Source organism: Flavobacterium sp. DG1-102-2, from assembly GCF_033042555.1.
Classification (GTDB): domain Bacteria; phylum Bacteroidota; class Bacteroidia; order Flavobacteriales; family Flavobacteriaceae; genus Flavobacterium.
Window position 1 is genome coordinate 1 of sequence record NZ_JAWLIK010000002.1, and the last position, 26624, is coordinate 26624.

Below are 26624 nucleotides of genomic sequence, written 5' to 3' on the forward strand. Positions count from 1 at the left end.
GTCAACTCCTAATCTTTATCCGATTATTTTTAAAATCTTTTTTTTCAAAGACTCCCTTTGTTTATAAGGGTTTATCATCAATCAATACCAGTGTGAACGTCTGCTCTAATGCGGGTGCAAAAGTAGCACTTCTTTCCCCTTTTCCAAACTTTAAGCAACCTTTTTTTAATGTTTTTTTAACGATTTATCCTAACTCGCTGATATAACCGTTTTTGAGAACGAAAGTTTTTTACTTAAAAACTGCACCAACAAACGCTGAAATTACAAAATCCGCAAAAACACAATCTACCGTAGTTTTCATTTTGAAAAATATGTAATGTAATTCTGATTTCGATGTATTGTTTTCAAGAAACGTAAATCTCCATTTTCTACTATATAGTATCTAAAAATATCTTTTTCACTATTCAACAGATCTTTCTCACCTCATTATATAAGCACCGCTAGCCAAACCTATATATATAGCATATTGTTTTTACCGCTGTGCAACCTTATTATATTATAGCATCTTCCTTATTACTACATCTGCAATTCGGTATATCTATAATTAAAAATCTTGTGCGTAGTACTTACAGGATTTTGCATATATAATAAGGAGAGAAATCACGCCAAGTAGGGTATTTGCATTTACGGTTGTTACTTATCAAACAAAACATAAACTAACTTTTTAACGAACCCTCAAAACAAACATTATGAAAAATAGGATTTTACTCTTGTTTACGCTTTCTATGTTTTCAATTTTTACAGCATGCGATTACGAGAGACCGGAGCTACTACCCGTTCGCAACACACCTGTAACTCCCGAAGTACCCGAAACCCCCGAACCTACTGATACTCCTACCGCGCAGGAATTTGATGCACTGCACACTGCTGCGCTTGAAAACCTTAAACAGCTGTTTACGTTTGACGCTGCCGCCGGCACCGTAACGTTTACTTCTGAAAAAGGTGTTTCACTAACCTTAAATACCGGATGCCTTTCTAAAAATGGGAATCCGGTTACGGGTAGTGTACAATTAGAGTATGTAGAGCTTTTTAACCGCGGGAATATGCTTACCGCAAACAAGCCCACTATGGGACTTATGCCAAATGGCGACAAAGCACTACTGATTTCCGGCGGTGAATTTTACATTAATGCAACCCAGGACGGAACCCAACTTACTATGAGCTGTGGATTACAACTGATGGTTCCAACCAATTTAACCGGCGGACAGGATAATGACATGACGCTTTGGTACGGACTTGTTGATGAAGATGACAATATTGTTTGGGATGCCGATGCGGTAAACGAAAACCCAAACCAGGAAGCAGGCGTTGGCGCCGAGGGAGAAAACTATTACTGCTACTTTAACCACTTTGGGTGGACTAACGTGGATAAGTTTTATAGCGACCCGCGCCCAAAGACAACCATATATGTGGACGTACCTGACGGATATGACAATAATAACAGCGCTGTTTACCTTGCTTATGCAGGCGAAGGAAATGCACTTGCCCTTTTAGACACCTATGATCCGGCTACAGGATTGTTCAGTGAACATTATGGACAGATACCCATTGGCCTTGAATGCTATGTGATCTTTGTATCTGAAGATAATGGCCAATGGACTTATGCAATTAAAGCTGTCACTATAGCAGCCGACCAGATTATTACGATTACCGATGCAGATCTTGCCAGCATTACCGAAGCCCAGCTTATTGCAGCAATAGATGCACTACCATAAACTGAATTAGTTAATTGAAAGCAGAAGAGCCCCAACCAATCAAGGGGCTTTTCGTTTTTTTGCCTATCCCTAAAAAACAGGTAAAAGTACGTGGTTTTTGCAACCTTATAATGCTTACATTTCCAATCAGAAAACAGACATACTATAATATATCCCGTGTTTTTCTATTCTTTTGAAAACCAAATAACCAGTTATATTACCAACAAAGAAAAACCCCACTCAATGAGCGGGGTTTTTTCAATTTTATACAAAACCTGAAACTATAGTTCAAGTGCCTTTTTAGGATTGTTGTCCATAAGCAGTTCTACCGGATTTTCTAATCCTTCTTTTACCGCTACAAGGAAACCTACTGACTCACGTCCGTCGATGATCCTGTGATCATACGATAAAGCCACATACATCATTGGGTGAATTTCAACCTTACCGTTTACAGCAATAGGACGCTCGATGATGTTGTGCATACCAAGGATACCAGACTGCGGAGGGTTGATGATAGGTGTTGAAAGCATACTCCCGAATACACCACCATTTGTAATAGTAAATGTACCACCTGTCATATCGTCTACAGTGATCTGGCCGTCACGTGCACGGATAGCAAGACGTTTGATCTCTGCTTCAATACCACGGAAAGTTAGTCCTTCTGCATTTCTCACTACAGGAACCATAAGCCCTTTAGGCCCTGATACCGCAATAGAAACGTCTACGAAATCAAAGGCTACTTTATAGTCGCCATCCATCATTGAGTTAACATCAGGAAAAAGCTGCAGTGCTCTTACAACTGCTTTTGTAAAGAATGACATGTAACCAAGACCTACACCACCGTGTTTTGCCTTGAATGCATCTTTATACTCATTCCTTACATTGTTTACAGGCGTCATGTTTACTTCATTAAATGTAGTAAGCATTGCTGTTTCATTTTTAGCCGAAACAAGACGTTCTGCCACTTTCCTGCGAAGCATAGAAAGTTTAGTACGCTCAGATCCACGGTTACCACCAGTAGGTGTTCCCATAGATGGCACAGCGTTTACAGCATCATCTTTAGTAACTCTTCCGCCTTTACCAGTACCGGCAACGCTTGAAGAATCAATGTTTTTCTCGTCTAATATTTTTTTAGCCGCCGGAGAAGGTGTACCCGCTGCATAGCTTGCCGGAGCAGGAGCTGCTTTTGGTTCTTCTTTTTTAGGCTCTTCTTTCTTAGGTTCCTCTTTTTTCTCTTCAGCTTTTGGAGCTTCAGGAGCTTTTTCTGCAGCAGGAGCAGCAGCGCCTTCCGGTTTAGCTCCGTCAGTATCAATAAGGCAAACTACCTGCCCTACTTTTACCGCGTCACCTTCTTCTGCTTTAAGGGTAATAATACCACTTACTTCAGCAGGAAGTTCAAGGGTTGCTTTATCTGAATCAACTTCGGCAATTGCCTGGTCTTTTTCTACATAATCTCCGTCTTTTACAAGCCATGTTGCAATTTCAACTTCTGTAATAGACTCCCCCGGTGAAGGGACTTTCATTTCTAAAATCATGTCAGTATAATTTTATTGGTGTTCCTATCTTGTTTTGAATATCAAAAGTACGATAATTAATTAAATAAGTTTTTATCAAAAACCATGGCTATAGCAGCTGCATGACGTTTTTTAGAACGTGTGTAGCTACCTGCCGCAGGTGCGCTGTATGCTTTTAATGCAGCCAGTCTTAGTTTCACCTCGGTAAAGTTCATAAGCATATAGCTGTATGCACCCATATTTCTTGGTTCTTCCTGTGCCCACACATAATCATCGGCATTAGGATATTTAGCGATAACCGCCTTAAGCTGCTCTACAGGTAACGGGAACAGTTGTTCTATCCTTACAAAAGCCACATCGTCACGCTTAAGGTTTTCTCTTTCGGCCACAAGGTCGTAGTAGAATTTACCTGTAACAAATACCAGTGTTTTTACTTTTTCAGCATCAACAGCAGTATCGTCAAGCACTTCCTGGAAGCTTGCGTTTGCAAACTCATCTACGGTAGAAACTACCAATGGGTGGCGCAGTAGGCTCTTAGGTGTAAACACTATAAGCGGTTTGCGGAAGGTTGTCTTCATCTGCCTTCTTAAAAGGTGGAAGAAGTTAGCCGGCGTAGTACAGTCTGCCACATACATATTGTGGTTAGCACAAAGCTGAAGATAACGTTCCATACGGGCAGAAGAGTGCTCTGCTCCCTGGCCTTCATAACCGTGAGGCAGTAACATTACAAGTCCGTTCTGGTTGTTCCATTTATCTTCGGCAGCCGAGATGTACTGGTCAAGCATAATTTGTGCACCATTAGAAAAATCTCCAAACTGGGCTTCCCAAATGGTAAGTGTTTTAGGGCTGGCAAGGGCATAACCATAGTCAAAACCTACAACACCATATTCTGAAAGCAGCGAGTTGTAAATATGGAATTTACCTTTCTGGTCTTTCAGGTTATTTAAAAGGATTACTTCTTCTTCAGAATCTTCTACCTTAACAACAGCGTGACGGTGAGAGAAAGTACCCCTCTCTACATCCTGGCCAGACATACGTACATCATACCCTTCTACAAGCAATGAGCCGTAAGCAAGCAGTTCGGCCATAGCCCAATCCAGCTTGTCAGTATCAAAATACATTGTTTTTCTGTCGTTGATAAGCTTCTGTATCTTGTTGATGAATTTCTTATCAGTAGGAAGTTCTGTAATAACTTTAGCAATATCAGTAAGCATGTCTTTAGAGAAAGTCGTGTTTACCTTTTTAAGCATTTCGTCAGCGTCTGCCTGCGCGTAGCCTTCCCACTCATTCTGCATGAATGGCGTAATGATGGTAAGGTCTTTTTTCCTTGATGCCTCAAGGTTTTCCTCCATCACTGCTTTGTATTCTTTTTCAAGTCCGCTTACATAATCTGCCCCAATTACGCCGTCAGCAATAAGCTTTTCAGCATAAATATCTCTTGGATTTTTATGTTTAGCGATGATCTTGTATAGTTTAGGCTGTGTAAAACGAGGCTCATCACCTTCGTTGTGGCCGTATTTCCTGTATCCTAAAAGGTCAATAAATACATCAGTACCAAATTCCATCCTGTAGTCAAGTGCAAAAAGCATTGCGTGTACCACAGCTTCCGCATCATCTGCATTTACGTGAAGTACCGGAGACAGGGTTACCTTAGCAACATCTGTACAATAGGTAGACGAACGTGCGTCAAGATAGTTTGTTGTAAAACCTACCTGGTTGTTCACTACAAGGTGAATAGTACCACCTGTTTTGTATCCGTCAAGCTTAGCCATCTGAACGATCTCATAAACGATACCCTGACCTGCAACAGCGGCATCACCGTGAAGCGCGATAGGAAGCACTTTAGAGAAATCATCGGCATAGTGCCTGTCCTGTTTAGCCCTGGCAATACCCTCTATAACTGCACCTACAGTTTCAAGGTGCGAAGGATTTGGCGCAAGGTTAATGTTTATTTGTTTACCGTTCCTTGTTTTTTTATCTGCCGTAAGGCCAAGGTGGTATTTTACGTCGCCATCAAAAAGGGCATCGTCGTCGTAGTCTTTACCGTCAAACTCGCTGAAGATATCAGAGGTAGACTTTCCAAACACATTAGCAAGCACGTTAAGGCGGCCACGGTGAGCCATACCCATTACAAACTGCTCAACACCTTTATCTGCCGCAGCTTCAATAAGCGCGTCAAGTGCAGGAATAAGCGATTCGCCACCCTCAAGAGAGAAACGTTTCTGGCCTACATATTTAGTGTGAAGGAAATTTTCAAACGAAACCGCGTCATTCAGCTTACCAAGAATGTTTTTCTTCTGGTCTGCCGAGAAATCCGGCTGGTTGTTGTTAGCCGAAAGTTTATTCTGGATCCACTTTCTTACTTCCGGGTCACGGATGTACATATACTCAATACCAATATGCTGGCAGTATACCTTACGAAGGTGGTCTATTATTTGAGAAAGCGTAGCGTTTTGAAGCCCTACTTCTTTACCGGCATCAAACACAGTGTTAAGATCGGCATCAGAAAGGCCGAAGTTATCAAGGGCTAAAGAGGGTGTAAAAATCCTCCTGTCCCTTACCGGGTTTGTTTTAGTAAAAAGATGGCCGCGTGTACGGTAGCCCTCAATAAGGTTAAGCACCTTAAATTCTTTTTGAAGTTTTTCGGGAATGCCCGAATAATCAGAAACCGGCTGGGTAGCTGCTGCAGCATCCTGCCTTGGCACATCTAGAGTTTCAAATCCTGAACCGTACTCGGCAAGGCCGAAATCAAACCCCTGGAAAAAACTTCTCCAGCTTGGTTCAACACTGTCGGGATTCTCAATATATTGATCGTATAAATCTGCAAAAAAAGCAGTATGTGCTGCGTTTAAAAAGGAAAACCTGTCCATACTTATGTCTTTATGACCTTGTTTTTAAAAAATTCAATGCAAAAGTACAATAATTGTAATAATCTTTCAGTGTTTTTTATACATTTATATTTCCAACTATTTATCTTACGCGACATGAAATCAGGTATTTTCAGTTTTTTAACAAAACAGGGCCTGACAGTATGTTTTTTACTGTCAATTATGGCTGCAAATGCACAGGACGGCGATTTTTGGAGCAGGGTACGTTTTGGCGGCGGACTAGGACTTGGTTTTGGAAGCGGCTATACCGATGTTACCGTTGCACCGCAGGCCATCTACCAGTTTAACGACTATGTTGCACTGGGTGCAGGCGTACAGTTTAGCTATGTTGACCAGCGAAACTGGTATTCTGCCATGATGTATGGCCCAAACGCCATAGTGCTTTTTAACCCCATCCCACAGGTACAGCTTTCGGCAGAGGTAGAACAGCTAAGGGTTAACCTTGATGTAGATGCCGGCCGATACGGAACTGAGCAGGCATACAGCAGGGATTTCTGGAATACAGGATTGTTCCTGGGCGCAGGCTACAGCATGCAAAATGTTACAGTAGGCGTTCGTTATAACGTACTATATAATGATAATGATTTTGTATACAGCCAGGCTTGGATGCCCTTTGTAAGGGTTTATTTTTAAGACTTAGACTAACTGATAAATGTTATTATAGCTTCATTCCTTTCAGCAGCTTTTAAATAAATACCTTTGAGTACTTCGAAAGATTGGAGCACGTTTTTAAATCGACTTTCGTCCCAAACTCCCCCTGGATACACTTTTTCTTCATTCATCGCTATAGGATCAAACCGACCCATTAATTCTTTATTACTTATTTTAGCAATTTCTGCACACACTTCCTTTACCTGCTCAGGATCCAAATAATCAGCCATTTCATAATGTGAATCCGGTCCTTTAGCCGTAATTTTTTGTCCACTGAACAAAACTTTAGCCAAAGGGTGTTCATATGAATTTAAGCCACCACCTGTCAACATAAATAAGATTCCGCCCCATGATTTATCTATGTCCACCCAAGCATCATCATTTTCATTATTGAATATTGCATCCAGCTTATAGTCAAACAAAAAGGTATCACGTAAACAATCTTTAAGTTCTTCCTTAGAGACACGTACTATATTAAAAATCATCCCCATATGAACATTTTTTAATATTTATTCCTAAACCACACCTTTTGCCATTCCCTTTTTAAAACAAGAAAAGCCACCTGCTCGGCAAGCTCACCAATATCGCTGCCGTTTAAGGCTTTGATGTCTTTTTCAGGCACGTCTATAATGTACAGCAGGTTAAGGTACTCAGCAAATTTATGTTGAATAAGGTTGTAAATCTTATCTTGTACCCCAAGCTTCAAATTGATTGGCGTAATATCTGTATTGAAATCTACCGATTCATTAGCCAGCGTAAAGTCCTTGTTAAGCTGCTCTACAAGCTTAATGTACAGCAGTTCTTTTTGGGCTTCAGATAATAGAAGGTCGGTATTAAGGGGCGCTACAAACGTCATTATACATTTCTTTGCATAAGGCTTTCGCCAAAGTTCTTCAGGAGTGCTTTTTTGTCGTCGCTTATATCCAGCTTTTCCAGTGTTGCAAAAGCCTTATAGGTATATTCTTCTATCGCTTGTTTTGTTGCTGCATCGGCACCCGTATGCCTAAAAATATTCTTTACAGCCACCACTTTATCAGCATGGTCTTCCGGCTGAACCGAAAACCACTGGATAAGGTTTTGTTTTTCAAAATCATTAGAGTGTGCCAATGCCTTAAGATAAAGGTATGTTTTTTTATTCTCTATAATGTCGCCACCTATCTGTTTGCCAAAAGTAGCAGGATCACCAAAGGCATCCAGGTAATCGTCCTGAAGCTGGAAGGCAATACCAAGGTTGAGTCCGAAATCATATATCAGGTTGCAGTTCTCCTCAGATGTTTCGGCAACTATAGCACCCATTTTCATGGCTGCACCTACGAGCACCGCAGTTTTGTACTCAATCATTTTAAGATATTCGGGCTCGGTAACATCGTTACGCTGCTCAAAATCCACATCCCATTGCTGGCCTTCGCAAACCTCAAGTGCCGTTTTGCTGAACAATTTTGCCAGCGAACGGAAAATTAAAGGCTCGTACTCTTCAAAATATTGATATGCCAATATCAGCATCGCATCACCAGAAAGAATACCTGTATTAAGGTTCCATTTTTCATGCACCGTCTGGTTACCACGCCTAAGCGGGGCATCGTCCATAATATCGTCATGCACCAGCGAAAAGTTATGAAACATCTCTACCGCAATAGCTGCAGGAAGGGCTTCCCGGCAGTCGGCGCCAAAAATATCGGCAGCCATAAGTGTGAGAACCGGCCTCATGCGCTTACCGCCAAGCGATAATATATAGTGCACGGGGCGGTAAAGATTTACAGGTTCTTTTTCTATTGTGGTATTTGTAAAATAATCAGAAACGATCTGCTGGTAGTGCACTATGGGCTGCATGTAGTATTTTTTTTTGCTAAAGTACCCCTTTTCTTTTTCCTGACAAAAGTTTATTACGCCCTAAAAAGCATAAAAAAACTTTGGAAACTTTTTTGGTTTTAAAAGTTTCCTGACTTACTTTTGCTACCGATATTATGATAATGAAAGAGACAATTTTACAGAAAGCCACCGATATGTTCCTGACTTTGGGATATAAGAGTGTGACCATGGACGATATTGCCAACGAAATGGGAATATCTAAAAAAACCATTTACCTGCATTATGCCAACAAGAACGAATTAGTTGAGGCCAGTACAACCTCGCTTTTTATTACCATCGCTGAAGGCATAGATGAGATCTGCACGCTGGGATACAACTCCATCGAGGAAATTTTTATCATCAGGAAGTTTTTAATGAAACATCTTAATAACGAAACGGCATCGCCTTTCTTTCAGCTTCAGAAATTTTTTCCGCAGACATTTTCGGCACTACGCCAAAAACAATTTGAAAAGATGCATACCTGCATGACAGAAAGCATTGAAAAAGGGATAAGGGATGGACTATACAGAACAGACCTTGACGTTGATTTTACATCAAGGATATATTTTACAGGGTTAACAGGCATTAAAGATTCAGATATATTTCCTCATAGCGTATATGATATAAATGCAGTGACAAGGCAGTTTCTGGAGTATCACTTACGAGCCATTACCACAGAATCTGGCCAATCACAATTAAAAGAGGTACTGAAAAAATATTAACAAAAATTTAACATTTACCGGTTTCAAAAAGTTGCTAAATTTGCATTGACAAAAATGTCAAACAAAATAGTTAAACAAATATGTCAGCAAAATTAGCAGATCAGGATACTGAAAAACTGATTAAAGATACAGCCAAGCGATTATTTTTTGGCGAAGGCCGCTTTAACGCGACCACACAAGAGATTGCAGATGCCGCAGGAGTTAACCGTACACTGATAAATTATTATTTCAGGTCAAGGGATAAGTTATTTCAGATCGTATTTGATGATGCACAGTTAAACGAGCAGCAGTTAACAGAACAGATAGTGTTTTCTGACCTTCCGTTCAAAGAAAAAATTGCCCGCCACCTTGATGTGTTTCTTGAACAGGCCAAACAATATCCTTACCTTGAAATATACATGGTAACACAAATGAACCAGGGATGCATCTGGAAAGACCATGAAAAAATGTCGCTCCTGCTTGATAAATTCTATCTGGAGATAGGCCTTGAAATGGAGAAAGGAACAATAGACAGAATGAGGCCTGAGCAATTTTTACTGAATTTTATATCGCTGCTGTCCTTTCCGCTATCCATGAGGCCGCTGCTTCAGGAAACAATGGGAATAACAACAGAACATTACGACACACTTCTTGAGGAACGCAAAGAAATTATACTTAGAACACTTTTTAAACAATAATTAATCATCAATCAAATTAACACAGTTAGACCCATGAGGATCATACATGATTTCAGAAGCTTTTCTGCAAAGGGAATTGCAGTGCTGGTGGTGTTTTTAATGGCTTCGCGGCTACATGCACAAACAGTGCCGGCGCAGGAAGTTACTCTAAAAGACGCTATTAACTATGCCCTGCAAAATAAAGCCGATGCAAAAAAAGCACAGCTTCAGGTAGAGAACAGCCAGTACCAGATTGAAGAGGTGCGCGCCAGGGCCCTGCCTACAATTACCGCTAACGGAAGCTTAACCTACAACCCTATCTTACAACAAAATGCCATTGATGCAGGTGCGTTCTCTGGCGGGCCGTCTATGATTACACTAGTTGCCCTTGGCCAGAAATGGAATTCTGTTGCAGGTTTAAACCTTACGCAAAACCTGTTTGACCAGTCGGTTTTTACAGGGCTTAAAGCGGCAAAGACTACACGTGAGTTCTATAAGATAAACCAGCAGTTAACCGAAGAGCAGGTTATAGAGCGTGTTGCTAACAATTACTACCAGGTATATGTACAGCGCCAAAAGCTTGTGGTTATAGACAGCAACTTTGTAAACACAACAAAAATAAGGGATATCATTAAAGGCCAGTATGATAATGGCCTTGCTAAAAAGATTGACCTTGACAGGATGAACGTTAACCTGACCAACATAAGCACACAGCGCCAAACGCTTATTAACCAGGTGCAGTTACAGGAAAACACTCTTAAATTTTACATGGGTATGCCTATAGAAACGCCTATCACGCTTCCGAAAACAGATTTTCAGGTTACGCCTGTTGCTGTTAACGATGCTGTAGATGTTACTAAACACACGCAATACCTTCTGCTTAAAAAACAGGAAGAGCTGAACATTTTTAATAAGAAGGCAAAAATTGCAGAGTATTACCCTAAGCTTACGCTTACGGCGGGTTATAACTATTTAGGACAGGGGCCAACAATGCCATGGTTCAAGAAACCGGCGGACGAGGTATACTGGACAGATTATTCGGCAATAGGGCTTAACCTGAGCGTGCCTATATTCAATGGCTTTGGCACAAGGGCTAAGGTAAGACAGGCTGATGTTGACATAAGAAAAACACAGGAAGATATTAAGGATGCAAAATTATCGCTTGACATGGCATATCAAAATGCTACGATCCAGATAAAGAACAGCCTTATAACCATCAATAACCAAAAGGAAAATGCTAAGCTAGCCCAGGAAGTACTGGATGATACCCAGAACAACTACCAAAACGGCCTTGCTACCCTTACCGACCTGCTTGATGCAGAAAACTCTTATATAGAAGCACAAAACAATTATACATCTGCCCTGCTTGACTTTAAGCTTGCAGAAATACAACTGATAAAAGCAAAAGGAGAACTTAAAACCCTAACAAACTAATCATTATGAAAAAAGTATTATATATAGTAGTAGGTATTGCCGTTGTAGGACTTATCGCTTTTATACTGACAAACAATAAAAAGAAGAACGAGAACGAAACTGCACAAATATCTAAAACAAACAGTACTGTTGCAGTACGTATAGACACCGTTAAGACCGAAGTGCCTAATCTTGATTATGTGGCTAACGGTAACTTTGCACCATCTCAGGAGCTTGAATTCCCCGCTGAAAACTCAGGAAGGGTTGTAAAAGTACTTGTAGACGAAGGAAGCCCTGTGCGCATAGGTCAAACCCTTGCCATTATAAAAGGTGACCAGCTTTCTATTGAGGTGGCAAACACAAAAGCTGCTTACCAAAATGCGGTTACTAACAACCAGCGTTATGAAAACGCTTTCAAAACCGGTGGTGTTACTAAACAGCAATTAGACCAGGCTAAACTTGACCTGGTAAATGCAAAAGCAAGATTAGACCAGGCTAACATTAACTATGGCGATGCTACCATAAAATCAAGTATAAACGGTATTGTGAACAAACGTAATATTGAACCGGGAAGTGTTGTAGCTCCGGGAACTGTATTGTTTGAACTTGTTAATGTATCTACGCTTAAACTAAAGGTTAATGTAGACGAGCAGCATGTTGCAGGCCTTAAACTAGGCAATTCCATTACCGTAAAAGCAAGCGTATACCCTGATAAAGAGTTTAAAGGTAAAGTAACCTTTATCGCCCCAAAGGCAGACGGTTCCTTAAACTTTCCTGTGGAAATAGAAGTTGCAAACAACCCTGACAGCGAAATCAAAGCAGGTATGTATGGTACTGCAACCTTTGGCTCTGGCGCTGCACAAAAAACACCTATCAAAACTATACCACGCATTGCATTCGTAGGCGGTGTGGCAAGCAACCAGGTGTTTGTCGTTAAAGACAGTGTTGTAACTCTTAAGAAGATTGTTGCAGGAAGGATTCTGGGCGAGCAGGTAGAGATACTTGACGGCCTTGCAACAGGTGACATTGTTGTAACCAGCGGACAGATTAACCTAACTAACGGGTCTAAAGTAACTCCTATAAAATAAGTGCAGCATGATGTTGTAACGACATCATACTATGCTTTAAAAATATAATAATGAAAATAGCAGAAATATCCATAAAACGGCCAACACTTGTTATAGTGTTGTTCATTATACTTACGCTTGGTGGGCTTTTTAGCTACAGCAACCTGAGTTACGAGCTTATCCCTAAGTTCGAGATAAACGTGGTTACCATATCTACGGTATACCCTGGTGCTTCGCCGGGAGAGGTAGAAAATACAGTGACCAAGAAAATTGAAGATGCGGTATCGTCGCTGGAACTTGTAAAAAAGGTAGAATCTAAATCTTACGAAAGCCTTTCTGTAGTAATGGTTACGCTTCAGCCAGAAGCTGATGCCGATTACTCGCTTAACGATGCACAGCGTAAAATTAATGCCATAGAAAAAGATTTACCTGAAGACGTTGACCCGCCTTCGCTAAGTAAATTCTCCCTGAGCGACTTACCTATTATTACCATTGGTGCGACTGCAAAAATGGACGAAGTAGCTTTTTATGACCTTCTTGACAAAAAGATTGAACCTATTCTTGCTCGTGTAAACGGTGTTGCACAGGTAAACCTTGTGGGTGGTGAAGAGCGTGAAATTCAGGTAAGCCTTGACCAGGAAAAGCTTAAAGGTTACGGCCTTTCTATTCCAGAGGTTCAGTCTGCTATACTAAGTTCAAACCTTGATTTCCCTACAGGTAACATCCAGACAAGGGAAAACTCTATGCTTGTACGTCTTTCGGGTAAATACCGCGACGTTAAAGAGATGCGTAACCTGGTTATATCTAATAAAAACGGTATCCAGATACGCCTTGGCGAAATAGCCGATGTACAGGATTCACAAAAAGAAGTTGAAAAAATTTCGCGTGTAGACCGTAGGAATGCTATTGTAGTACAAATCATTAAACAGACGGATGCGAATGCAGTATCTGTAAGTGAGGAAACAAAAGCAGCCGTAGCTAAAATTGAAAAAGACTATGCAAATTACGGCCTTAAACTGGAAATTGCCGATGACAGCAGTGACTTTACACTTGAAGCTGCCGATGGTGTAATACACGATTTATTTATTGCGGTATTCCTGGTGGCATTTGTAATGTTGTTCTTCCTTCACAGTTTGCGTAATGCTCTTATTGTAATGGTATCTATACCTGCATCGCTTATTGCTACCTTTATTGGTATTTACCTTATGGGGTATACATTAAACTTAATGAGTTTACTTGGGCTTTCGCTTGTGGTAGGTATCCTTGTGGATGATGCCATTGTGGTACTTGAAAATATTTACCGCCACATGGAGATGGGTAAGAACAGGGTGCGTGCTGCATATGATGGTACTGCTGAAATTGGCTTTACCGTAACGGCGATTACCATTGTAATTATAGTGGTGTTCCTGCCTATTGCAATGAGTACGGGCCTTGTATCTAACATCATTTCGCAGTTCTGTGTTACGGTGGTAATTGCCACTGCCCTATCTCTATTATCATCATTTACCCTAATACCATGGTTGTCATCACGTTTTGGTAAACTGGAGCATTTAACAGGTAAAAATCTATTTGAAAAAGTTATCCTTTCGTTTGAAAGAGGATTAGAGAAATTTACACACTGGGTAACAGGTATCCTTAAATGGTGTCTTGGCCATAAAAGATGGACTCTACTTATTGTTGTTGCATTGTTCTTTACTTCAATAGGATTGTTAGTTGCAGGATTCATAGGTGGTGAATTCTTCCCAAAAATGGACAGGGGCCAGTTCCTTGTACAAATGGAGCTGCCTAAAGATGCCTCTGTAGAACAATCTAACCTGTTGGCTCAAAAAGCTGAAGAATACCTAAACAAAAGAAAAGAAGTTGAAGGTGTTATTACAACGGTAGGCCAAACCAGTGAAGGTATGGGGGCTACACAGTCTACCGCTTACAAAGGTGAGATAAAAGTAACGTTAGTAGACCGTGAAGAACGCGACGAAAACACATTCATATTTGCCGCAGAGGTTAAAAGGGATCTTGAAAAAATCCTTGTTGGCGCTAAAATCAAAACAGTACCGGTAAGTATTATGGGTGGTGCCGATGAAGCGCCTATCGCCTTAACGATTACCGGACCTGACTTAGACAGCGCCATGAAGTTTGCAAAAGAAGCTTCGGCAAAACTGGCTGCAATTAATGGTGCTACGGCAATCAAGCTAACATCTGAAGGTGGTAGCCCTGAGGTAAATGTTCAGGTAGACAGGGACAAAATGTCTGCTCTTGGCTTATCATTACAAACTGTGGGTATGACCATGCAGACAGCCTTTAACGGTAATACCGATGGTAAATTCCGTGCAGGAGAGTATGAATATGACATCAACATCCGTTTTAACGAGTACAACCGTTCAAGTATCAACGATGTAAAAGACCTTGTATTTATCAACGATCAGGGGCAGCAGATAAAACTATCGCAGTTTGCATCGGTAACCGAAAGTTCAGGGCCAAGCTTCCTTGAGCGTAGGGATAAAAGTGCATCTGTAACGATACAGGCTCAGGCTGCCGGTGTACCTAGTGGCACCGTGGCTGACAACTGGGAAACAGAATTCTCTAAAATGCCGCGCCCTACAGGTGTAAACTATGTATGGGGCGGTGATAAAGAAAACCAGGCAGAAGGTTTTGGTACGCTTGGTATTGCACTGCTTGCAGGTATTATATTGGTTTACCTTGTAATGGTGGGCCTTTACAACAGTTTTGTATATCCGTTTGTGGTATTGTTCTCAATTCCGCTATCGTTTATCGGGGCATTGCTTGCATTGGCACTTACTAACAATACACTGAATATATTTACCATATTAGGGGTTATCATGCTTATCGGTCTTGTGTGTAAGAATGCAATCTTACTTGTAGACTTTACCAATCACCGTAAAGAACAGGGAGAAAGCACATTTAACGCACTGGTACAGGCTAACCACGCCCGTCTCCGCCCTATTCTTATGACAACGATCGCGATGGTGTTTGGTATGCTTCCTATTGCATTAGCAACAGGTGCAGCGGCTGCCATGAATAACGGGCTTGCTTGGGTAATTATAGGTGGACTTACGAGTTCGCTTTTCCTTACCCTGATCATTGTTCCTGTAGTATATATGATATTTGACATCATCATTGCTAAAGTATCTAAAGGAACACCTGTAGATTACGAAAAAGAAATGGTTGCCGATTATGAGCACAGGGAACTGAGCGAGGATGGCTTCACTACAAAACACTAATTCGTAAATTAATCTTACTCATCTAAATCCCGCAGGCAGCTGCGGGATTTTTGGTTTTATGGCATTTTACTAAATTAAAAATACCATCATCCGATCATTTTAATAGTAAAAAGTGTATTTTCCCACTATTACATTAATTAAATTCAATATGAAAAAGCACATTAGCGTTGTTTTTATCATTATGCTCATTTCACTCTTTAATTTATGGGAGTGTTCAGGAAAACGACAGATAAGTAAAAACGAAAAACTTCTCACACACAATGACTCCTTAAAGATAAAAGCAGATTCGTTATTGCGTATTTCAAGACCGGTTTCAGGTTACCGTTTTAAGATTACAGGCGATTTTGACGGTGACCATAAACAGGATATACTGCAAGAACGCTACACCGATTCCTTGTATAAAAATGAAACAGCTAAATACTATACCAGTACTGATACCATGTTTGAGTATGGTGATGTTTCTTTCCTGAACCGTTATTATAAAAACCAATCATTTCTTGAATGGAAGGAAAAAAAACTAAAACTTGCAGGTGGACAGCTTGGATTTCACTATGTAGAAAATTGCGGGGATGTAAATGAAGATGGAAAGGATGAAATTATGCTGGTTAAACAATGGGATGATTTTTCCAGCGTAAACACAGTTTATTTTTACACCTTTAACAATGGAAAATGGGATGAAATATATACAACACCTGTATGGGAATGGCAATTTCCACCAACCCCTTCAGGAAGCATGATTCCGGGGCTTTTTGGAAATTTCGAATACGAAACCACAGAAGATAAAGATGATAATGCCGCGTTGGAAGAGCAACTAAAGGATTACAAATTCATAATTTATTATCCGGACAAATCGGTTGAGTTTAGAGGCAGAAATGCAATAGGCGTTTTTGATGACGATATCGCTTTACAGGAACTGGAAAAAATTGGCGATCGAAATTATATAAAAAAATACTTTAAAAATGTAGTGCTAAACGACTCTCTGTATTTTAGCCCTCTTAAAAATCAGTCAATCTACTATAAGGCACTTGAAGGCGCTACATTGCTGGACAGTACCTCTTACCTTTTACCGTTGGATGACGGAGCCAGTGGAGTAACCACACGTATTTTAATAAGCCATCCGAAATCACCTTTTAAAAAAGGGTTAAAGTAGCTTAAGCTTAGTTCTATTTTAGTTTGTACCGAACAAACTAATTTTATAGATTAAATCTTACTCATCTAAATCCCGCAGGCACCTGCGGGATTTTTTTATACCAAAATAAACGTAAAATGTTATAAAATTGATTTTTAGCAAAATCTTAATTATTCAAAAATATGTGTTGTAAAACAGGATTTAATTTTCATTATCCTGAAGAATAGAGCAGTAAGACTAAGCATGCATCATTTTTTGTAGGATATTATTCTTATTTAGAACAAGTAAAAATAATTTGCATAGATGGATATTGCGAATTACTTTTGCCCCCGAAAAATAACACCAAACAAAATGAACACAATTATCTTTAAAAGACTGATGCTATGCCTTCTGTTCTTAAGCTCTCTTACAATGTGGGCTCAGGAACGCGGTAAAGTAACCGGTAAAGTTACACTAAGCGGCAATACACCTGCCGAAAACATCTCTGTTGCCTTAAAGGGTACTCCTTATGGCGCAGTAACTAATGAGCAGGGCGAATATGAAATTAAAAATGTTAAACCGGGTAACTATGCGCTTCGTGTATCTGCAGTTGGTATCAAACCTGTAGAAGAAAACATTACTGTTGCTGCCGGCCAAACGGTAACAAAAGATTTTACGCTATCTGAAAGCCAGGAAGAGCTTAATGAACTTGTCATTGAATCTAACACTAATAAATTTGCCAGAAAGCAAAGTGATATTGTATCAAAACTGCCTTTAAAAGATATCGAAAACCCACAGGTTTACAATACTATAAGCAATGAGCTACTTAAAGAACAAGTAGTTACAAATTTTGACGATGCTCTTAAAAATGCACCGGGACTTACTAAACTTTGGGAGTCTACAGGTCGTGGCGGCGACGGTGCCGGCTATTTCTCACTAAGAGGATTTGCGGTACAGCCTACAATGATTAATGGTGTAGCAGGGTTAACTAATGGTAGCCCTGACCCTGCAAATGTTGAGAGAATTGATGTAATAAAAGGCCCTTCAGGAACTCTGTTTGGCAGCAGCCTTATTTCTTATGGCGGTTTAATAAACGTTACTACAAAAAGACCTTATGAAACCTTTGGAGGTACAATATCATACACTGGAGGTACTTACGGACTTAACAGATATACTGTTGATGTTAACACTCCTCTCGGCACTGAAAAGAAAGCCTTTTTTAGGCTTAATGCTGCTTATCATACGGAAGACAGCTTCCAGGATGCCGGATTTAAAAAATCACTTTTTGTAGCACCTTCGCTTTCTTATAAGGTTAACGATAATTTATCATTCCTTATCAATACAGAATTTTACAATGGAAGAAGCACAAATGCAACTATGCTATTCCTTGACAGAGATGCTCCACTAAGAGTACACAATATGCATGATCTTGGGTATGACAATAAACGTTCTTACACAAGCAATGATCTTTATGTTGACACTCCTACTTTTAACCTTCAGGGGGTAATGAACTACAAAATTTCGAACAACTGGACGTCACAGACAATCTTATCTAGATCATCTGCAAAATCTGATGGTTATTATTCATATCTCTATGAAGCAACCTCCAGAGTAGAAGCTGCTGTGGGAATGACATTTGACAAAGGAATTATACTTTTACGTTCTACAAGTAAACAGAACTCTGAAACTATAGGTACAGATATTCAGCAGAACTTTATTGGTGAGTTTAATCTTGGGTCTGTTAAAAATAAATTCATAGGAGGTCTTGACTATTTTAATAGACAACTAAAAGATAACAGCACCGGTTACGGAGCGCAAGGTTTTATAAACATAGGAGTAGACGCTGCTACTTTTAGTGCTATTGCACCACAGCTTAATGCGGCATACGGTATACCAATGGGCACAAGCTTTGGTGATGACTCCGGGGTACTTACACAAGCCGGTGCTGATGCTGGCATAGGTACACAAGGACCCTATTTTAGCGTAACAAAACAAGAAGTATTTAGTGCTTATGTATCTGATATTGCGTATGTACTACCTAATCTTTCGGTTATGGCAAGCTTAAGGGTTGACCATTTTTCTAATGACAACAACAACCAGACTGCACTTTCTCCTAAATTTGGTGCAGTATATCAGCCAATACCAGAAAAACTGTCAATATTTGCCAACTACATGAATGGCTTTACTAACACAAACCCTACAACAAACACTCTTAATGGAGCTCAGGTAGCTGTAAGTTTTGATCCGGAGCATGCTAATCAGTTTGAGGTTGGTACTAAGGTAAACTTCTTAAACAATAGAATGAGTGGATCTGTAAGCTACTACAAAACTAAAGTTAGTGATATGGTTTACACAAGAGTTGAAGATGGTTTCTTTAACAGCTATCAGGGTGGTGCACAAGAAAACAAAGGTGTAGAATTTAGCCTTACAGCTAACCCACTGCCAGGACTTAATATTATTGCAGGATATAGTTATAACGAAAGTGTACTTACTAAAGGCGATGAAAGCTTTGTAGGCAGACGTCCGGAAAGTGCAGGACCACAAAACATGGGTAATCTTTGGGCTAGTTATAAATTCACAGGTGGTAAACTAAACGGTTTTGGACTAGGCTTTGGTGGTAATACTGCCAGCACAAACAAAATTTTCAGTAGAAACCAGGTAGGAACATTTGTTGTTCCATCATACACAGTGTTAAACGCTTCTGTATTTTATAATGTAGATGCTTTTGCAATAACACTTAAAGTAGACAATCTTACAAATGTAGAATACTACAATGGATGGTCTACAATAAACCCACAAAAACCTAGACTTTTTGCTGCTAACATAGCATACAATTTCTAAAAAATACAAAAGCATCTTTTTCTTTGCCGGAAAAGATGCTTTACTTTAGCGCCCGAAAGACAAATTTGGGATACTTTACCTGAAATATATTATTTATCCGGTATCTAATGTTATCGGAAAATTTAACTTTTAATGACAAAACCTAAAAAGAAAAAGACATTTAAGCAATGGATAGGCACAGCCCATCTTTGGCTCGGACTAACATCCGGGCTTATTGTTTTATTTCTAAGCATAACAGGATGCATTTATGTGTTTAGTGAAGAAATTTTAGAATGGCAGCGATCTGAAGCTATCTATGTTCCTGAAGTTAAGCCAACCAGAATACCTTTAAGCACTGTGTGGAAAGACACTAAAAAAGCATTGGGCGATACTATTGTATTTAACGATGTGCATGTGTACAGAAACCCTAAAAAATCGCTGGAATTTCACTGTTACAAAGCTGCAGAAAATCACGAAGATGCATTTTGGTACTCTGACGCTATAGACTATTACTATAAAGTATATGTAGATCCTTACTCTGGAAAAGTACTTGCCATATATGATGAAGAAAGAGATTTCTTTAACATCATAAAAATGCTGCACTGGAGTTTTTTGATCAATCACCCTGTAGGACAGCAAATAACGGGCTGGGCAACCTTTATATTTGTTATAATGCTTATTACGGGTATTGTATTATGGTGGCCAAAAAACAAGGCGGCGCGTAAGCAGCGTTTTTGGTTCAAGTGGAAAGACAGCACAAAATGGAGGCGAAAAAACTACGACCTGCATAACATCTTTGGTTTTTATGTAGCCTCGGTAGCTATTATAATGGCTTTTACAGGAATGGTATGGGCATTTACATGGTTTCAGGCAATAGTATATGTGGCAGGTGCGCAAAGCATAACACCACCTGTACCGTTAGCAGAAAAATCTGTTGTTATACAAAGCGACAAAGACGCGGCATTTGACAAAGCATACGACTTTACAAAAGCGAGGTACAGTGATGCAGATGCATTTAGTATTGGTAAACCGGCAGATACCGCAAAGACGGGCGTTATAGATGTTTACGTACAGCAATATCCGGGCAGGTATTATGTGTACCACAGTGCGCAATTTGACCAGTATACAGGTAAATTTCTTAAAGAAAAACTGCATAAGGACAAAAACTTTGGCGAAAAGCTTATTACGGCAAACTATGATATTCATGTAGGGGCAATACTTGGCCTGCCCGGTAAGATACTGGTGTTTATAGCAAGTTTTATATGTATGCTGCTGCCAATATCAGGCTTCCTGATATGGTGGGGCCGAACCAATAAAAAGAAGGCACCTGCAAAAGCATAAATAAAAAAAGGCTGTAAGATTACTACTTACAGCCTTTTCTAAATAAAATAGTAGTGTGTACTATTTATTTACTACAACAGCATCCTGCGACCATTTTTTAACTTCAGCTACTCTGCTGTCGGCAAAATCCACTTCATTAAGAACTGCGCCTGACCAAAAAAACCATTTCCCGGTTTTTTGTCCGTTTGCATATTCTCCCTGAGATTGTTTTGTACCATTTTCGTTAAAAGCGGTCCAGCTGCCATGCAGTTTACCATCTTTGTAAAAGCCTTCTTGTTTTACATTACCATTATCATAATAATAAACAGCTTTTACTATATTGTTCTCTACTGAGAAATCGTGATCTTTAGTTTGGGCAGATAACACACCTGCTGACAACAGCAATCCGGCAAATAATATCTTTTTCATATCAGTTTTTGTGTTTTGGGTTATAGTAACTTATAATCTCTTTATCAAAAGTATAAAATTAATTTACACAAAAAACACATTTACTTAACAATTACGTAACATAACGCAAAACTTAACATTGGAAATTCTTAATATCTCACGAATCACCTTATTTTACTGGTGTTTACGCATTTGATAAAAAAAATGCATTTTTGCAAAAACAATGTTAAACCATATTGAAAGCATATCTTGACATAAAAAAACCATTCGCAAGCGAATGGTTTAGTAACATTAAGATAACATTGAAACTTACTTAAGCAATGTATCAAGCTGAGCCTGTAATGCGGGATCTGACGGACGCTTAGCATCAGCATCAATAACTTTACCGTCTGGGCCTATAAGAATAAACCTTGGTATAGAGTTAACGCCATAAGCCTGCGCAAAAGCAGAGCTCCAGTCTTTATCTGCAAATAACTGAACACCGCCAAGGGTTTTGTCAGTTACCATTTTTTTCCATTTTTCGTGGTCTTTTACCTGGTCAATAGAAATACTTACAAATTCTATCTTTTTGCCGTGGTATTTCTCCTCTACTTTTTGAAGGAAAGGAATCTCCTGACGGCATGGCCCGCACCATGTAGCCCACATATCTATGTATACATATTTACCTTTAAAATCTTCAAGCTTAGTAGTACCGCCTTTAAAGTTCTCGTAGGCAAAGGATGGAGACTGCTGCCCTATCATTTTTGCAATTTTTGCATCCTGTTCTGCCTGAGCTGCCATTTGCTGCTTTTGAGCAGCTAACTGCTGTGTAAGCACAGTACGGAAAGTTTCGTCCAAAGCAGGATCTTTAAGTCCGTTTTCTGTTTTATTAAGCAGATCATTTATCATTTTTGTTTGCTCTCCAGGATCGGTAACTTTTGCAAGTTTTTCACCAAAGGTTTCCTGCTCAAGTGCCATCTTAGCTAAAAAGTTGTTTTCTTTTTCGCCTTTACCTTTATATACTATTGTTTCATCAAACATTTTTGCATCCATTGTAAGCGCAAGGTCAAAACCGGGCTTAAGGTAAAGCGACGTAGTTTCGGCACCATCACCTAACTGGTAAAATCCAGGCTCTGCCGGAAATTCTCCTTTAAAGTTACCTTTAGCATCAGCCTTCATAACTTTAACAATAGCTCTCTGGCTTCTTATAAAAATAGAATCGGTATTACGGTTCTTAATTACAGCAGCAAATTTTACCTGCTCTGTTTGTGCATATGCTCCAGTTATAGCAATCAGGAACAGCAGTGCAAATTTTTTCATAGTTTAAGATTTATTTATCGTAAAAGTAAACTTTATTCTAATACCATAAATAGGTGCCATTTATTTTTTGAGGGTGCTTTTCTTACTTTAACACAATCATAAATTAAAACAAACCAGTTAGTATTAATGCAATTATGCTTAAATTGCTGTTTATGTGGCTAAATCTTTTTATAAACATAAATACACCGGTATGAAAACATTTTACTATTACAGATACTCAAAAACCATTTGCCTGCTGCTAACGCTTTTTCTTTTGGCATCGTGCAATAGAAATTATTCTACTGTAAACATAAAAGACCAATACCAGCTGGATGTACCGTCTAATTTTAAAAAAGTAAACGACCTTAATAAAGAAGCCTCTCTGCAATACCAGAATGATTTTGAAAAACTTTACCTGATAGTGATAGATGAACCTAAAACAGTGTTTACAAAAGCCATTATCGACAATGGCCTTCAGGACAGGTACACCGACGATCTTAAAGGATATGCCGACCTGATTACCGATGGAATGGAAAATTCTATAGCAGTAAAAGAAATGCCTCCGTTTGAGGAACTAAGTATAGGCGGTAACAAGGCTCGAGAACTCTCTTTTGATGGTGTATCATCGGGCAATCATGTGTACTGGAAACTGGCTTTTATAGAAGGGCAGAACCATTATTACCAGATCATGGTGTGGACAGAGGCTGATAATAAAGGCAAATACGAAAAGAAAATGAACACTATCGTGAACTCATTTAAAGAGACTGACAGAAGCAGTAAAAGATAGTGTCATGTTTTTGTGCTTTGTAAACATTAGTTGCTAAATTTGCATTCGTAAAAATTTATCAAGTTAAATAATGTATAGAAGCCATAATTGTGGAGAGCTCAACGCTTCACATATCAACCAGGAAGTAACATTAGCCGGATGGGTGCAAAAATCACGTAACAAAGGATTCCTTATATGGGTAGACCTTAGAGACCGTTACGGTATAACACAATTAATCTTTGATGAGGCGCGTACACAAAAAGATGTTTTTGAAAAAGCAGCTACATTAGGACGTGAATTTGTTATTCAGGTAAAAGGTACAGTTATAGAGCGCGAATCTAAAAACGCAGCTATGGCTACCGGCGATATCGAGATCCTGGTAAATGAGCTTACTATCCTTAACGCATCAATAATCCCTCCTTTCACTATAGAAGATGAAACCGATGGCGGAGAAGATATCCGTATGAAATACCGTTATCTTGATATTCGCCGTAACCCGGTTAAGAACAGCCTTATGTTTCGTCACAAAGTGGGAATGGAAGTAAGGAACTTTCTTTCTAACCAGGGATTTGTAGAGGTAGAAACTCCTGTACTTATAAAATCTACACCGGAAGGCGCACGTGACTTTGTGGTACCTTCACGTATGAACCCAGGTCAGTTTTATGCTCTTCCGCAATCACCGCAAACTTTTAAGCAGCTGCTTATGGTAGGGGGTATGGATAAATATTTCCAGATCGTAAAATGTTTTCGTGACGAAGACCTTCGTGCTGACCGCCAGCCGGAATTTACACAGATTGACTGTGAGATGGCTTTTGTAGAGCAGGAAGACATTATAGGAGTTTTTGAAGGGCTTGCCAGCCACCTGCTAAAACAGGTTAAGGGTATTGACACAGGTAAATTCCCAAGGATGACCTACGACGAAGCCATGAAAAAATATGGTAACGACAAACCGGATATCCGTTTCGGGATGGAGTTTGGCGAACTTAACGAAGTAACACAGCATAAAGAATTTGCAGTATTTAATAGCTCTGAACTTGTTGTAGGTATCGCCGTTCCGGGTGCTGCTGCCTATACACGCAAACACATCGACGAACTTATCGAGTGGGTAAAACGCCCTCAGGTAGGTGCCAGCGGTATGGTATATGCAAAATATGAAGCTGATGGTTCTATAAAATCATCGGTAGATAAATTCTACGATCAGGAAGACCTTAAGAAATGGGCAGAGATTACAGGCGCACAACCGGGCGACCTTATCTTGGTGCTTAGCGGCGATGCACACAAAACACGCACGCGCCTTAGCGCACTGCGCATGGAACTTGCAACACGCCTTGGCCTTAGAGATCCTGAAGTATTTGCCCCGTTATGGGTTGTAGATTTTCCATTATTAGAGTGGGACGAAGACAGCGAGCGTTTCCACGCGATGCACCACCCGTTCACATCGCCTAAACCGGAAGACATTGCGCTTCTTGAAACAAACCCGGGCGCTGTAAGGGCAAACGCGTATGACCTTGTACTTAATGGCAATGAAATAGGCGGAGGTTCTATCAGGATACATGACAAAGCTACACAGGCACTAATGTTTAAATATCTTGGCTTTACCGAGGAACAGGCTAAAGCACAGTTTGGCTTCCTTATGGATGCATTCCAGTTTGGCGCGCCACCACACGGCGGACTTGCCTTTGGTTTTGACAGGCTTGTAGCGATACTTGGCGGACAGGAAACCATCCGTGATTTTATTGCGTTCCCTAAAAACAATTCAGGCCGTGACGTAATGATAGATGCACCATCTGTTATTGATGACGCACAGCTTACAGAACTTAGCATAAAAACGAATGTAGCGCAATAAGCTATTTTCAGCATAACAAAAAAGGCAGCACGATGTAAAGTGCTGCCTTTTTTGTTGGATTATATTTTTTAATAAACCCACCTATGAGAAATAGTATATTTGCAGCAAACTAAATCCATCAACCAAACATGAAAAAATTACAATTATTACTAATGCTTGCATTGCCGGTATTGGTCGCCGCCCAGGACAAAGTAAAATTTGGCGTCAATGCCGGGGCAACATTATCAGACATTCGCGGCAGCGAATATGCCGACGACTTTAAATATGGAGCCAATTACCTTGTTGGCATATCTGCTGAACTACCGCTTACCGAGAGGCTTTCTTTCGCAGCAAACATTAATTATGAAAAGAAAAGCCCAACCCAAAAGATAACCTTTATGGGGCCAGACCCCCAAGTCCCTGATCCTAACGACCCGGCATTCAGGACGGGAAGCATTAGGGTTACTAATACACTTAATTATATTGCTATCCCACTAAATCTTAAGTACTACATAGGCAGTAAAAAGAACTTCTTTGCTACCGGCGGACTTTTTGCCGCATTCCTTATCGATAGCAGCTTAAGGGTTGACGGAGACAAGGTAAATGACTCAGGAAATTCAGGCTTTAAAACATTAGATTTTGGCCTTAATCTTGGCTTTGGCACAAAGATAAAAGTTACCGAAACACAAAACCTGAATATAGAGCTAAGAGACAACCTGGGCTTTGCTAATATTAGCAATAATAATTATCCTACATCTGATACGGTAAGGACAAACAGCATCAACCTTATCGCCAACTGGCAGTTTGATTTGTAGTAAAAAGCACTATACTTTCATGAAAAAAGCACTATTCCTATTTATGCTGACCCTGCCACTATTGGCTATCGCACAAAATAAAGTGAAATTTGGGATCAACACCGGAGCGGTACTCTCTGACGTAAGAGGCGAAAGCTATGCCGCTAATTTTAATTACGGGATGGGTTATCTCGTTGGTTTTTCGATGGAGACACGTCTTAGTGAACGCCTCTCCTTTAGCGCCAATATTAACTATGAAAGAAAAAACCCAACTAAAAAAGAAGACTACAGCTACATGATTATAGTAGCAGGCCAAAATGGCATGGCGCAGGAAATAATGATAGATGGAACCGCTAAAATAACTAATATACTGAATTATATCAGCATTCCTGTAAATCTTAAATACTACATTGGCAGCAACAAAGGCTACTTTGTTACTATAGGTTTATTTGCCATACACTTGATTATGGGGTTAACCTTGGTATTGGCAAAAAAATAAAGCTCAGCGATACGCAAAACCTAAATATGGAACTAAGGGATAACTTTGGCCTTTCTACGATTGCTGATGATTTTAAAGCAAAAACCAACAGCATCAATCTTATTGCCAACTGGC

22 protein-coding genes are annotated in these 26624 nt (G+C 39.9%); 15 read left to right on the plus strand and 7 right to left on the minus strand.

Annotation, left to right across the window (positions count from 1 at the left end; all coding sequences use genetic code 11):
• Together R1T16_RS03380 and R1T16_RS03385 are read left to right on the plus strand one after the other, a co-directional pair.
• Window positions 1-206, plus strand: a 206-nt coding sequence (locus R1T16_RS03380) for a hypothetical protein (RefSeq protein ID WP_317499664.1), incomplete at its 5' end; no start/stop codon positions are given.
• A 483-nt stretch (window positions 207-689) separates the two neighbouring features.
• Window positions 690-1715, plus strand: coding sequence for a hypothetical protein (locus R1T16_RS03385; protein WP_317499665.1), 1026 nt, complete (start codon window positions 690-692; stop codon window positions 1713-1715).
• A 260-nt stretch (window positions 1716-1975) separates the two neighbouring features.
• Here R1T16_RS03385 and odhB read toward each other — a convergent pair whose 3' ends face one another.
• Window positions 1976-3229, minus strand: coding sequence for a 2-oxoglutarate dehydrogenase complex dihydrolipoyllysine-residue succinyltransferase (odhB, locus tag R1T16_RS03390; RefSeq protein WP_317499666.1), 1254 nt, complete (start codon window positions 3227-3229; stop codon window positions 1976-1978).
• A 56-nt stretch (window positions 3230-3285) separates the two neighbouring features.
• Window positions 3286-6078, minus strand: a complete 2793-nt coding sequence (locus tag R1T16_RS03395; protein ID WP_317499667.1) for a 2-oxoglutarate dehydrogenase E1 component — start codon at window positions 6076-6078, stop codon at window positions 3286-3288.
• Window positions 6079-6258: 180 nt separating this feature from the next.
• Between R1T16_RS03395 and R1T16_RS03400 the strand changes: the two genes are divergently transcribed.
• Complete coding sequence (locus tag R1T16_RS03400) at window positions 6259-6729, plus strand: hypothetical protein (RefSeq protein ID WP_317499668.1); 471 nt, start codon at window positions 6259-6261, stop codon at window positions 6727-6729.
• 8 nt (window positions 6730-6737) lie between these two features.
• Here R1T16_RS03400 and R1T16_RS03405 read toward each other — a convergent pair whose 3' ends face one another.
• The 3 genes from R1T16_RS03405 to R1T16_RS03415 are packed head-to-tail and all read right to left on the minus strand — an operon-like array spanning window position 6738 to window position 8577.
• Entirely contained in the window at window positions 6738-7238 is a 501-nt protein-coding gene (locus R1T16_RS03405) for a YfbM family protein (protein ID WP_317499669.1), read from the minus strand.
• 11 nt (window positions 7239-7249) lie between these two features.
• Window positions 7250-7603, minus strand: a complete 354-nt coding sequence (locus R1T16_RS03410) for a hypothetical protein (RefSeq protein WP_317499670.1) — start codon at window positions 7601-7603, stop codon at window positions 7250-7252.
• Window positions 7603-8577, minus strand: a complete 975-nt coding sequence (locus R1T16_RS03415; RefSeq protein ID WP_317499671.1) for a polyprenyl synthetase family protein — start codon at window positions 8575-8577, stop codon at window positions 7603-7605. The genes R1T16_RS03410 and R1T16_RS03415 overlap by 1 nt, the downstream gene beginning before the upstream one ends.
• A 140-nt stretch (window positions 8578-8717) precedes the next feature.
• On the opposite strand from R1T16_RS03415, the gene R1T16_RS03420 reads away from it, so the two are divergent.
• From R1T16_RS03420 to R1T16_RS03455, 8 genes are all read left to right on the plus strand, one after another.
• Window positions 8718-9317 (plus strand): TetR/AcrR family transcriptional regulator, encoded by a 600-nt coding sequence (locus tag R1T16_RS03420; RefSeq protein ID WP_317499672.1) that lies wholly within the window; start codon window positions 8718-8720, stop codon window positions 9315-9317.
• A gap of 80 nt (window positions 9318-9397) precedes the next feature.
• Entirely contained in the window at window positions 9398-9994 is a 597-nt protein-coding gene (locus tag R1T16_RS03425; protein WP_317499673.1) for a TetR/AcrR family transcriptional regulator, read from the plus strand.
• Window positions 9995-10027: 33 nt separating this feature from the next.
• Window positions 10028-11407: a TolC family protein gene (locus R1T16_RS03430; protein WP_411162015.1), complete on the plus strand. Its 1380-nt coding sequence runs from the start codon at window positions 10028-10030 to the stop codon at window positions 11405-11407.
• A 5-nt stretch (window positions 11408-11412) separates the two neighbouring features.
• Window positions 11413-12474, plus strand: a complete 1062-nt coding sequence (locus R1T16_RS03435; protein WP_317499674.1) for an efflux RND transporter periplasmic adaptor subunit — start codon at window positions 11413-11415, stop codon at window positions 12472-12474.
• A gap of 50 nt (window positions 12475-12524) precedes the next feature.
• Window positions 12525-15692: an efflux RND transporter permease subunit gene (locus tag R1T16_RS03440; RefSeq protein ID WP_317499675.1), complete on the plus strand. Its 3168-nt coding sequence runs from the start codon at window positions 12525-12527 to the stop codon at window positions 15690-15692.
• A 148-nt stretch (window positions 15693-15840) separates the two neighbouring features.
• Window positions 15841-16842, plus strand: a complete 1002-nt coding sequence (locus R1T16_RS03445; RefSeq protein WP_317499676.1) for a hypothetical protein — start codon at window positions 15841-15843, stop codon at window positions 16840-16842.
• A gap of 330 nt (window positions 16843-17172) precedes the next feature.
• A complete protein-coding gene (locus tag R1T16_RS03450; RefSeq protein ID WP_317499677.1) occupies window positions 17173-19641 on the plus strand; it encodes a TonB-dependent receptor in 2469 nt (822 codons plus the stop codon).
• Between the two features lie 132 nt (window positions 19642-19773).
• Window positions 19774-20961 carry a PepSY-associated TM helix domain-containing protein gene (locus R1T16_RS03455; RefSeq protein ID WP_317499678.1) on the plus strand — a complete coding sequence of 396 codons (1188 nt, stop codon included), beginning with the start codon at window positions 19774-19776 and terminating at the stop codon, window positions 20959-20961.
• A gap of 60 nt (window positions 20962-21021) precedes the next feature.
• Here R1T16_RS03455 and R1T16_RS03460 read toward each other — a convergent pair whose 3' ends face one another.
• Both R1T16_RS03460 and R1T16_RS03465 read right to left on the minus strand, forming a co-directional pair.
• A complete protein-coding gene (locus R1T16_RS03460; RefSeq protein ID WP_317499679.1) occupies window positions 21022-21369 on the minus strand; it encodes a membrane-binding protein in 348 nt (115 codons plus the stop codon).
• Window positions 21370-21657: 288 nt separating this feature from the next.
• Window positions 21658-22647: a TlpA disulfide reductase family protein gene (locus R1T16_RS03465; RefSeq protein WP_317499680.1), complete on the minus strand. Its 990-nt coding sequence runs from the start codon at window positions 22645-22647 to the stop codon at window positions 21658-21660.
• 190 nt (window positions 22648-22837) lie between these two features.
• Here R1T16_RS03465 and R1T16_RS03470 point away from each other — a divergent pair, with 190 nt between their 5' ends.
• The 4 genes from R1T16_RS03470 to R1T16_RS03485 all read left to right on the plus strand — a co-directional run bounded on the left by R1T16_RS03470 (window position 22838) and on the right by R1T16_RS03485 (window position 26510).
• A complete protein-coding gene (locus R1T16_RS03470) occupies window positions 22838-23413 on the plus strand; it encodes a hypothetical protein (protein ID WP_317499681.1) in 576 nt (191 codons plus the stop codon).
• A gap of 70 nt (window positions 23414-23483) precedes the next feature.
• The gene (aspS, locus tag R1T16_RS03475; protein WP_317499682.1) at window positions 23484-25238 is read left to right on the plus strand and encodes an aspartate--tRNA ligase; all 1755 of its coding nucleotides are present in this window, start codon (window positions 23484-23486) and stop codon (window positions 25236-25238) included.
• A gap of 128 nt (window positions 25239-25366) precedes the next feature.
• On the plus strand, window positions 25367-26032 hold the full coding sequence (locus R1T16_RS03480; protein ID WP_317499683.1) for a porin family protein: 666 nt from the start codon (window positions 25367-25369) through the stop codon (window positions 26030-26032).
• Window positions 26033-26051: 19 nt separating this feature from the next.
• Entirely contained in the window at window positions 26052-26510 is a 459-nt protein-coding gene (locus R1T16_RS03485) for an outer membrane beta-barrel protein (RefSeq protein ID WP_317499684.1), read from the plus strand.
• The last annotated feature ends 114 nt before the right edge of the window (window positions 26511-26624 follow it).

Bases quoted from the DNA above. Each gene is read 5' to 3' on its own strand.
- R1T16_RS03425 (WP_317499673.1), top strand. From the start codon at position 9,398: ATGTCAGCAAAATTAGCAGATCAGGATACTGAAAAACTGATTAAAGAT.
- R1T16_RS03435 (WP_317499674.1), top strand. From the start codon at position 11,413: ATGAAAAAAGTATTATATATAGTAGTAGGTATTGCCGTTGTAGGACTT.
- R1T16_RS03485 (WP_317499684.1), top strand. From the start codon at position 26,052: ATGAAAAAAGCACTATTCCTATTTATGCTGACCCTGCCACTATTGGCT.
- R1T16_RS03455 (WP_317499678.1), top strand. From the start codon at position 19,774: ATGACAAAACCTAAAAAGAAAAAGACATTTAAGCAATGGATAGGCACA.
- R1T16_RS03395 (WP_317499667.1), bottom strand. From the start codon at position 6,078: ATGGACAGGTTTTCCTTTTTAAACGCAGCACATACTGCTTTTTTTGCA.
- R1T16_RS03415 (WP_317499671.1), bottom strand. From the start codon at position 8,577: ATGCAGCCCATAGTGCACTACCAGCAGATCGTTTCTGATTATTTTACA.
- R1T16_RS03385 (WP_317499665.1), top strand. From the start codon at position 690: ATGAAAAATAGGATTTTACTCTTGTTTACGCTTTCTATGTTTTCAATT.
- R1T16_RS03440 (WP_317499675.1), top strand. From the start codon at position 12,525: ATGAAAATAGCAGAAATATCCATAAAACGGCCAACACTTGTTATAGTG.
- R1T16_RS03420 (WP_317499672.1), top strand. From the start codon at position 8,718: ATGAAAGAGACAATTTTACAGAAAGCCACCGATATGTTCCTGACTTTG.
- R1T16_RS03405 (WP_317499669.1), bottom strand. From the start codon at position 7,238: ATGGGGATGATTTTTAATATAGTACGTGTCTCTAAGGAAGAACTTAAA.
- R1T16_RS03480 (WP_317499683.1), top strand. From the start codon at position 25,367: ATGAAAAAATTACAATTATTACTAATGCTTGCATTGCCGGTATTGGTC.
- odhB (WP_317499666.1), bottom strand. From the start codon at position 3,229: ATGATTTTAGAAATGAAAGTCCCTTCACCGGGGGAGTCTATTACAGAA.
- R1T16_RS03430 (WP_411162015.1), top strand. From the start codon at position 10,028: ATGAGGATCATACATGATTTCAGAAGCTTTTCTGCAAAGGGAATTGCA.
- R1T16_RS03400 (WP_317499668.1), top strand. From the start codon at position 6,259: ATGGCTGCAAATGCACAGGACGGCGATTTTTGGAGCAGGGTACGTTTT.
- R1T16_RS03460 (WP_317499679.1), bottom strand. From the start codon at position 21,369: ATGAAAAAGATATTATTTGCCGGATTGCTGTTGTCAGCAGGTGTGTTA.
- aspS (WP_317499682.1), top strand. From the start codon at position 23,484: ATGTATAGAAGCCATAATTGTGGAGAGCTCAACGCTTCACATATCAAC.
- R1T16_RS03465 (WP_317499680.1), bottom strand. From the start codon at position 22,647: ATGAAAAAATTTGCACTGCTGTTCCTGATTGCTATAACTGGAGCATAT.
- R1T16_RS03450 (WP_317499677.1), top strand. From the start codon at position 17,173: ATGAACACAATTATCTTTAAAAGACTGATGCTATGCCTTCTGTTCTTA.
- R1T16_RS03470 (WP_317499681.1), top strand. From the start codon at position 22,838: ATGAAAACATTTTACTATTACAGATACTCAAAAACCATTTGCCTGCTG.
- R1T16_RS03445 (WP_317499676.1), top strand. From the start codon at position 15,841: ATGAAAAAGCACATTAGCGTTGTTTTTATCATTATGCTCATTTCACTC.
- R1T16_RS03410 (WP_317499670.1), bottom strand. From the start codon at position 7,603: ATGACGTTTGTAGCGCCCCTTAATACCGACCTTCTATTATCTGAAGCC.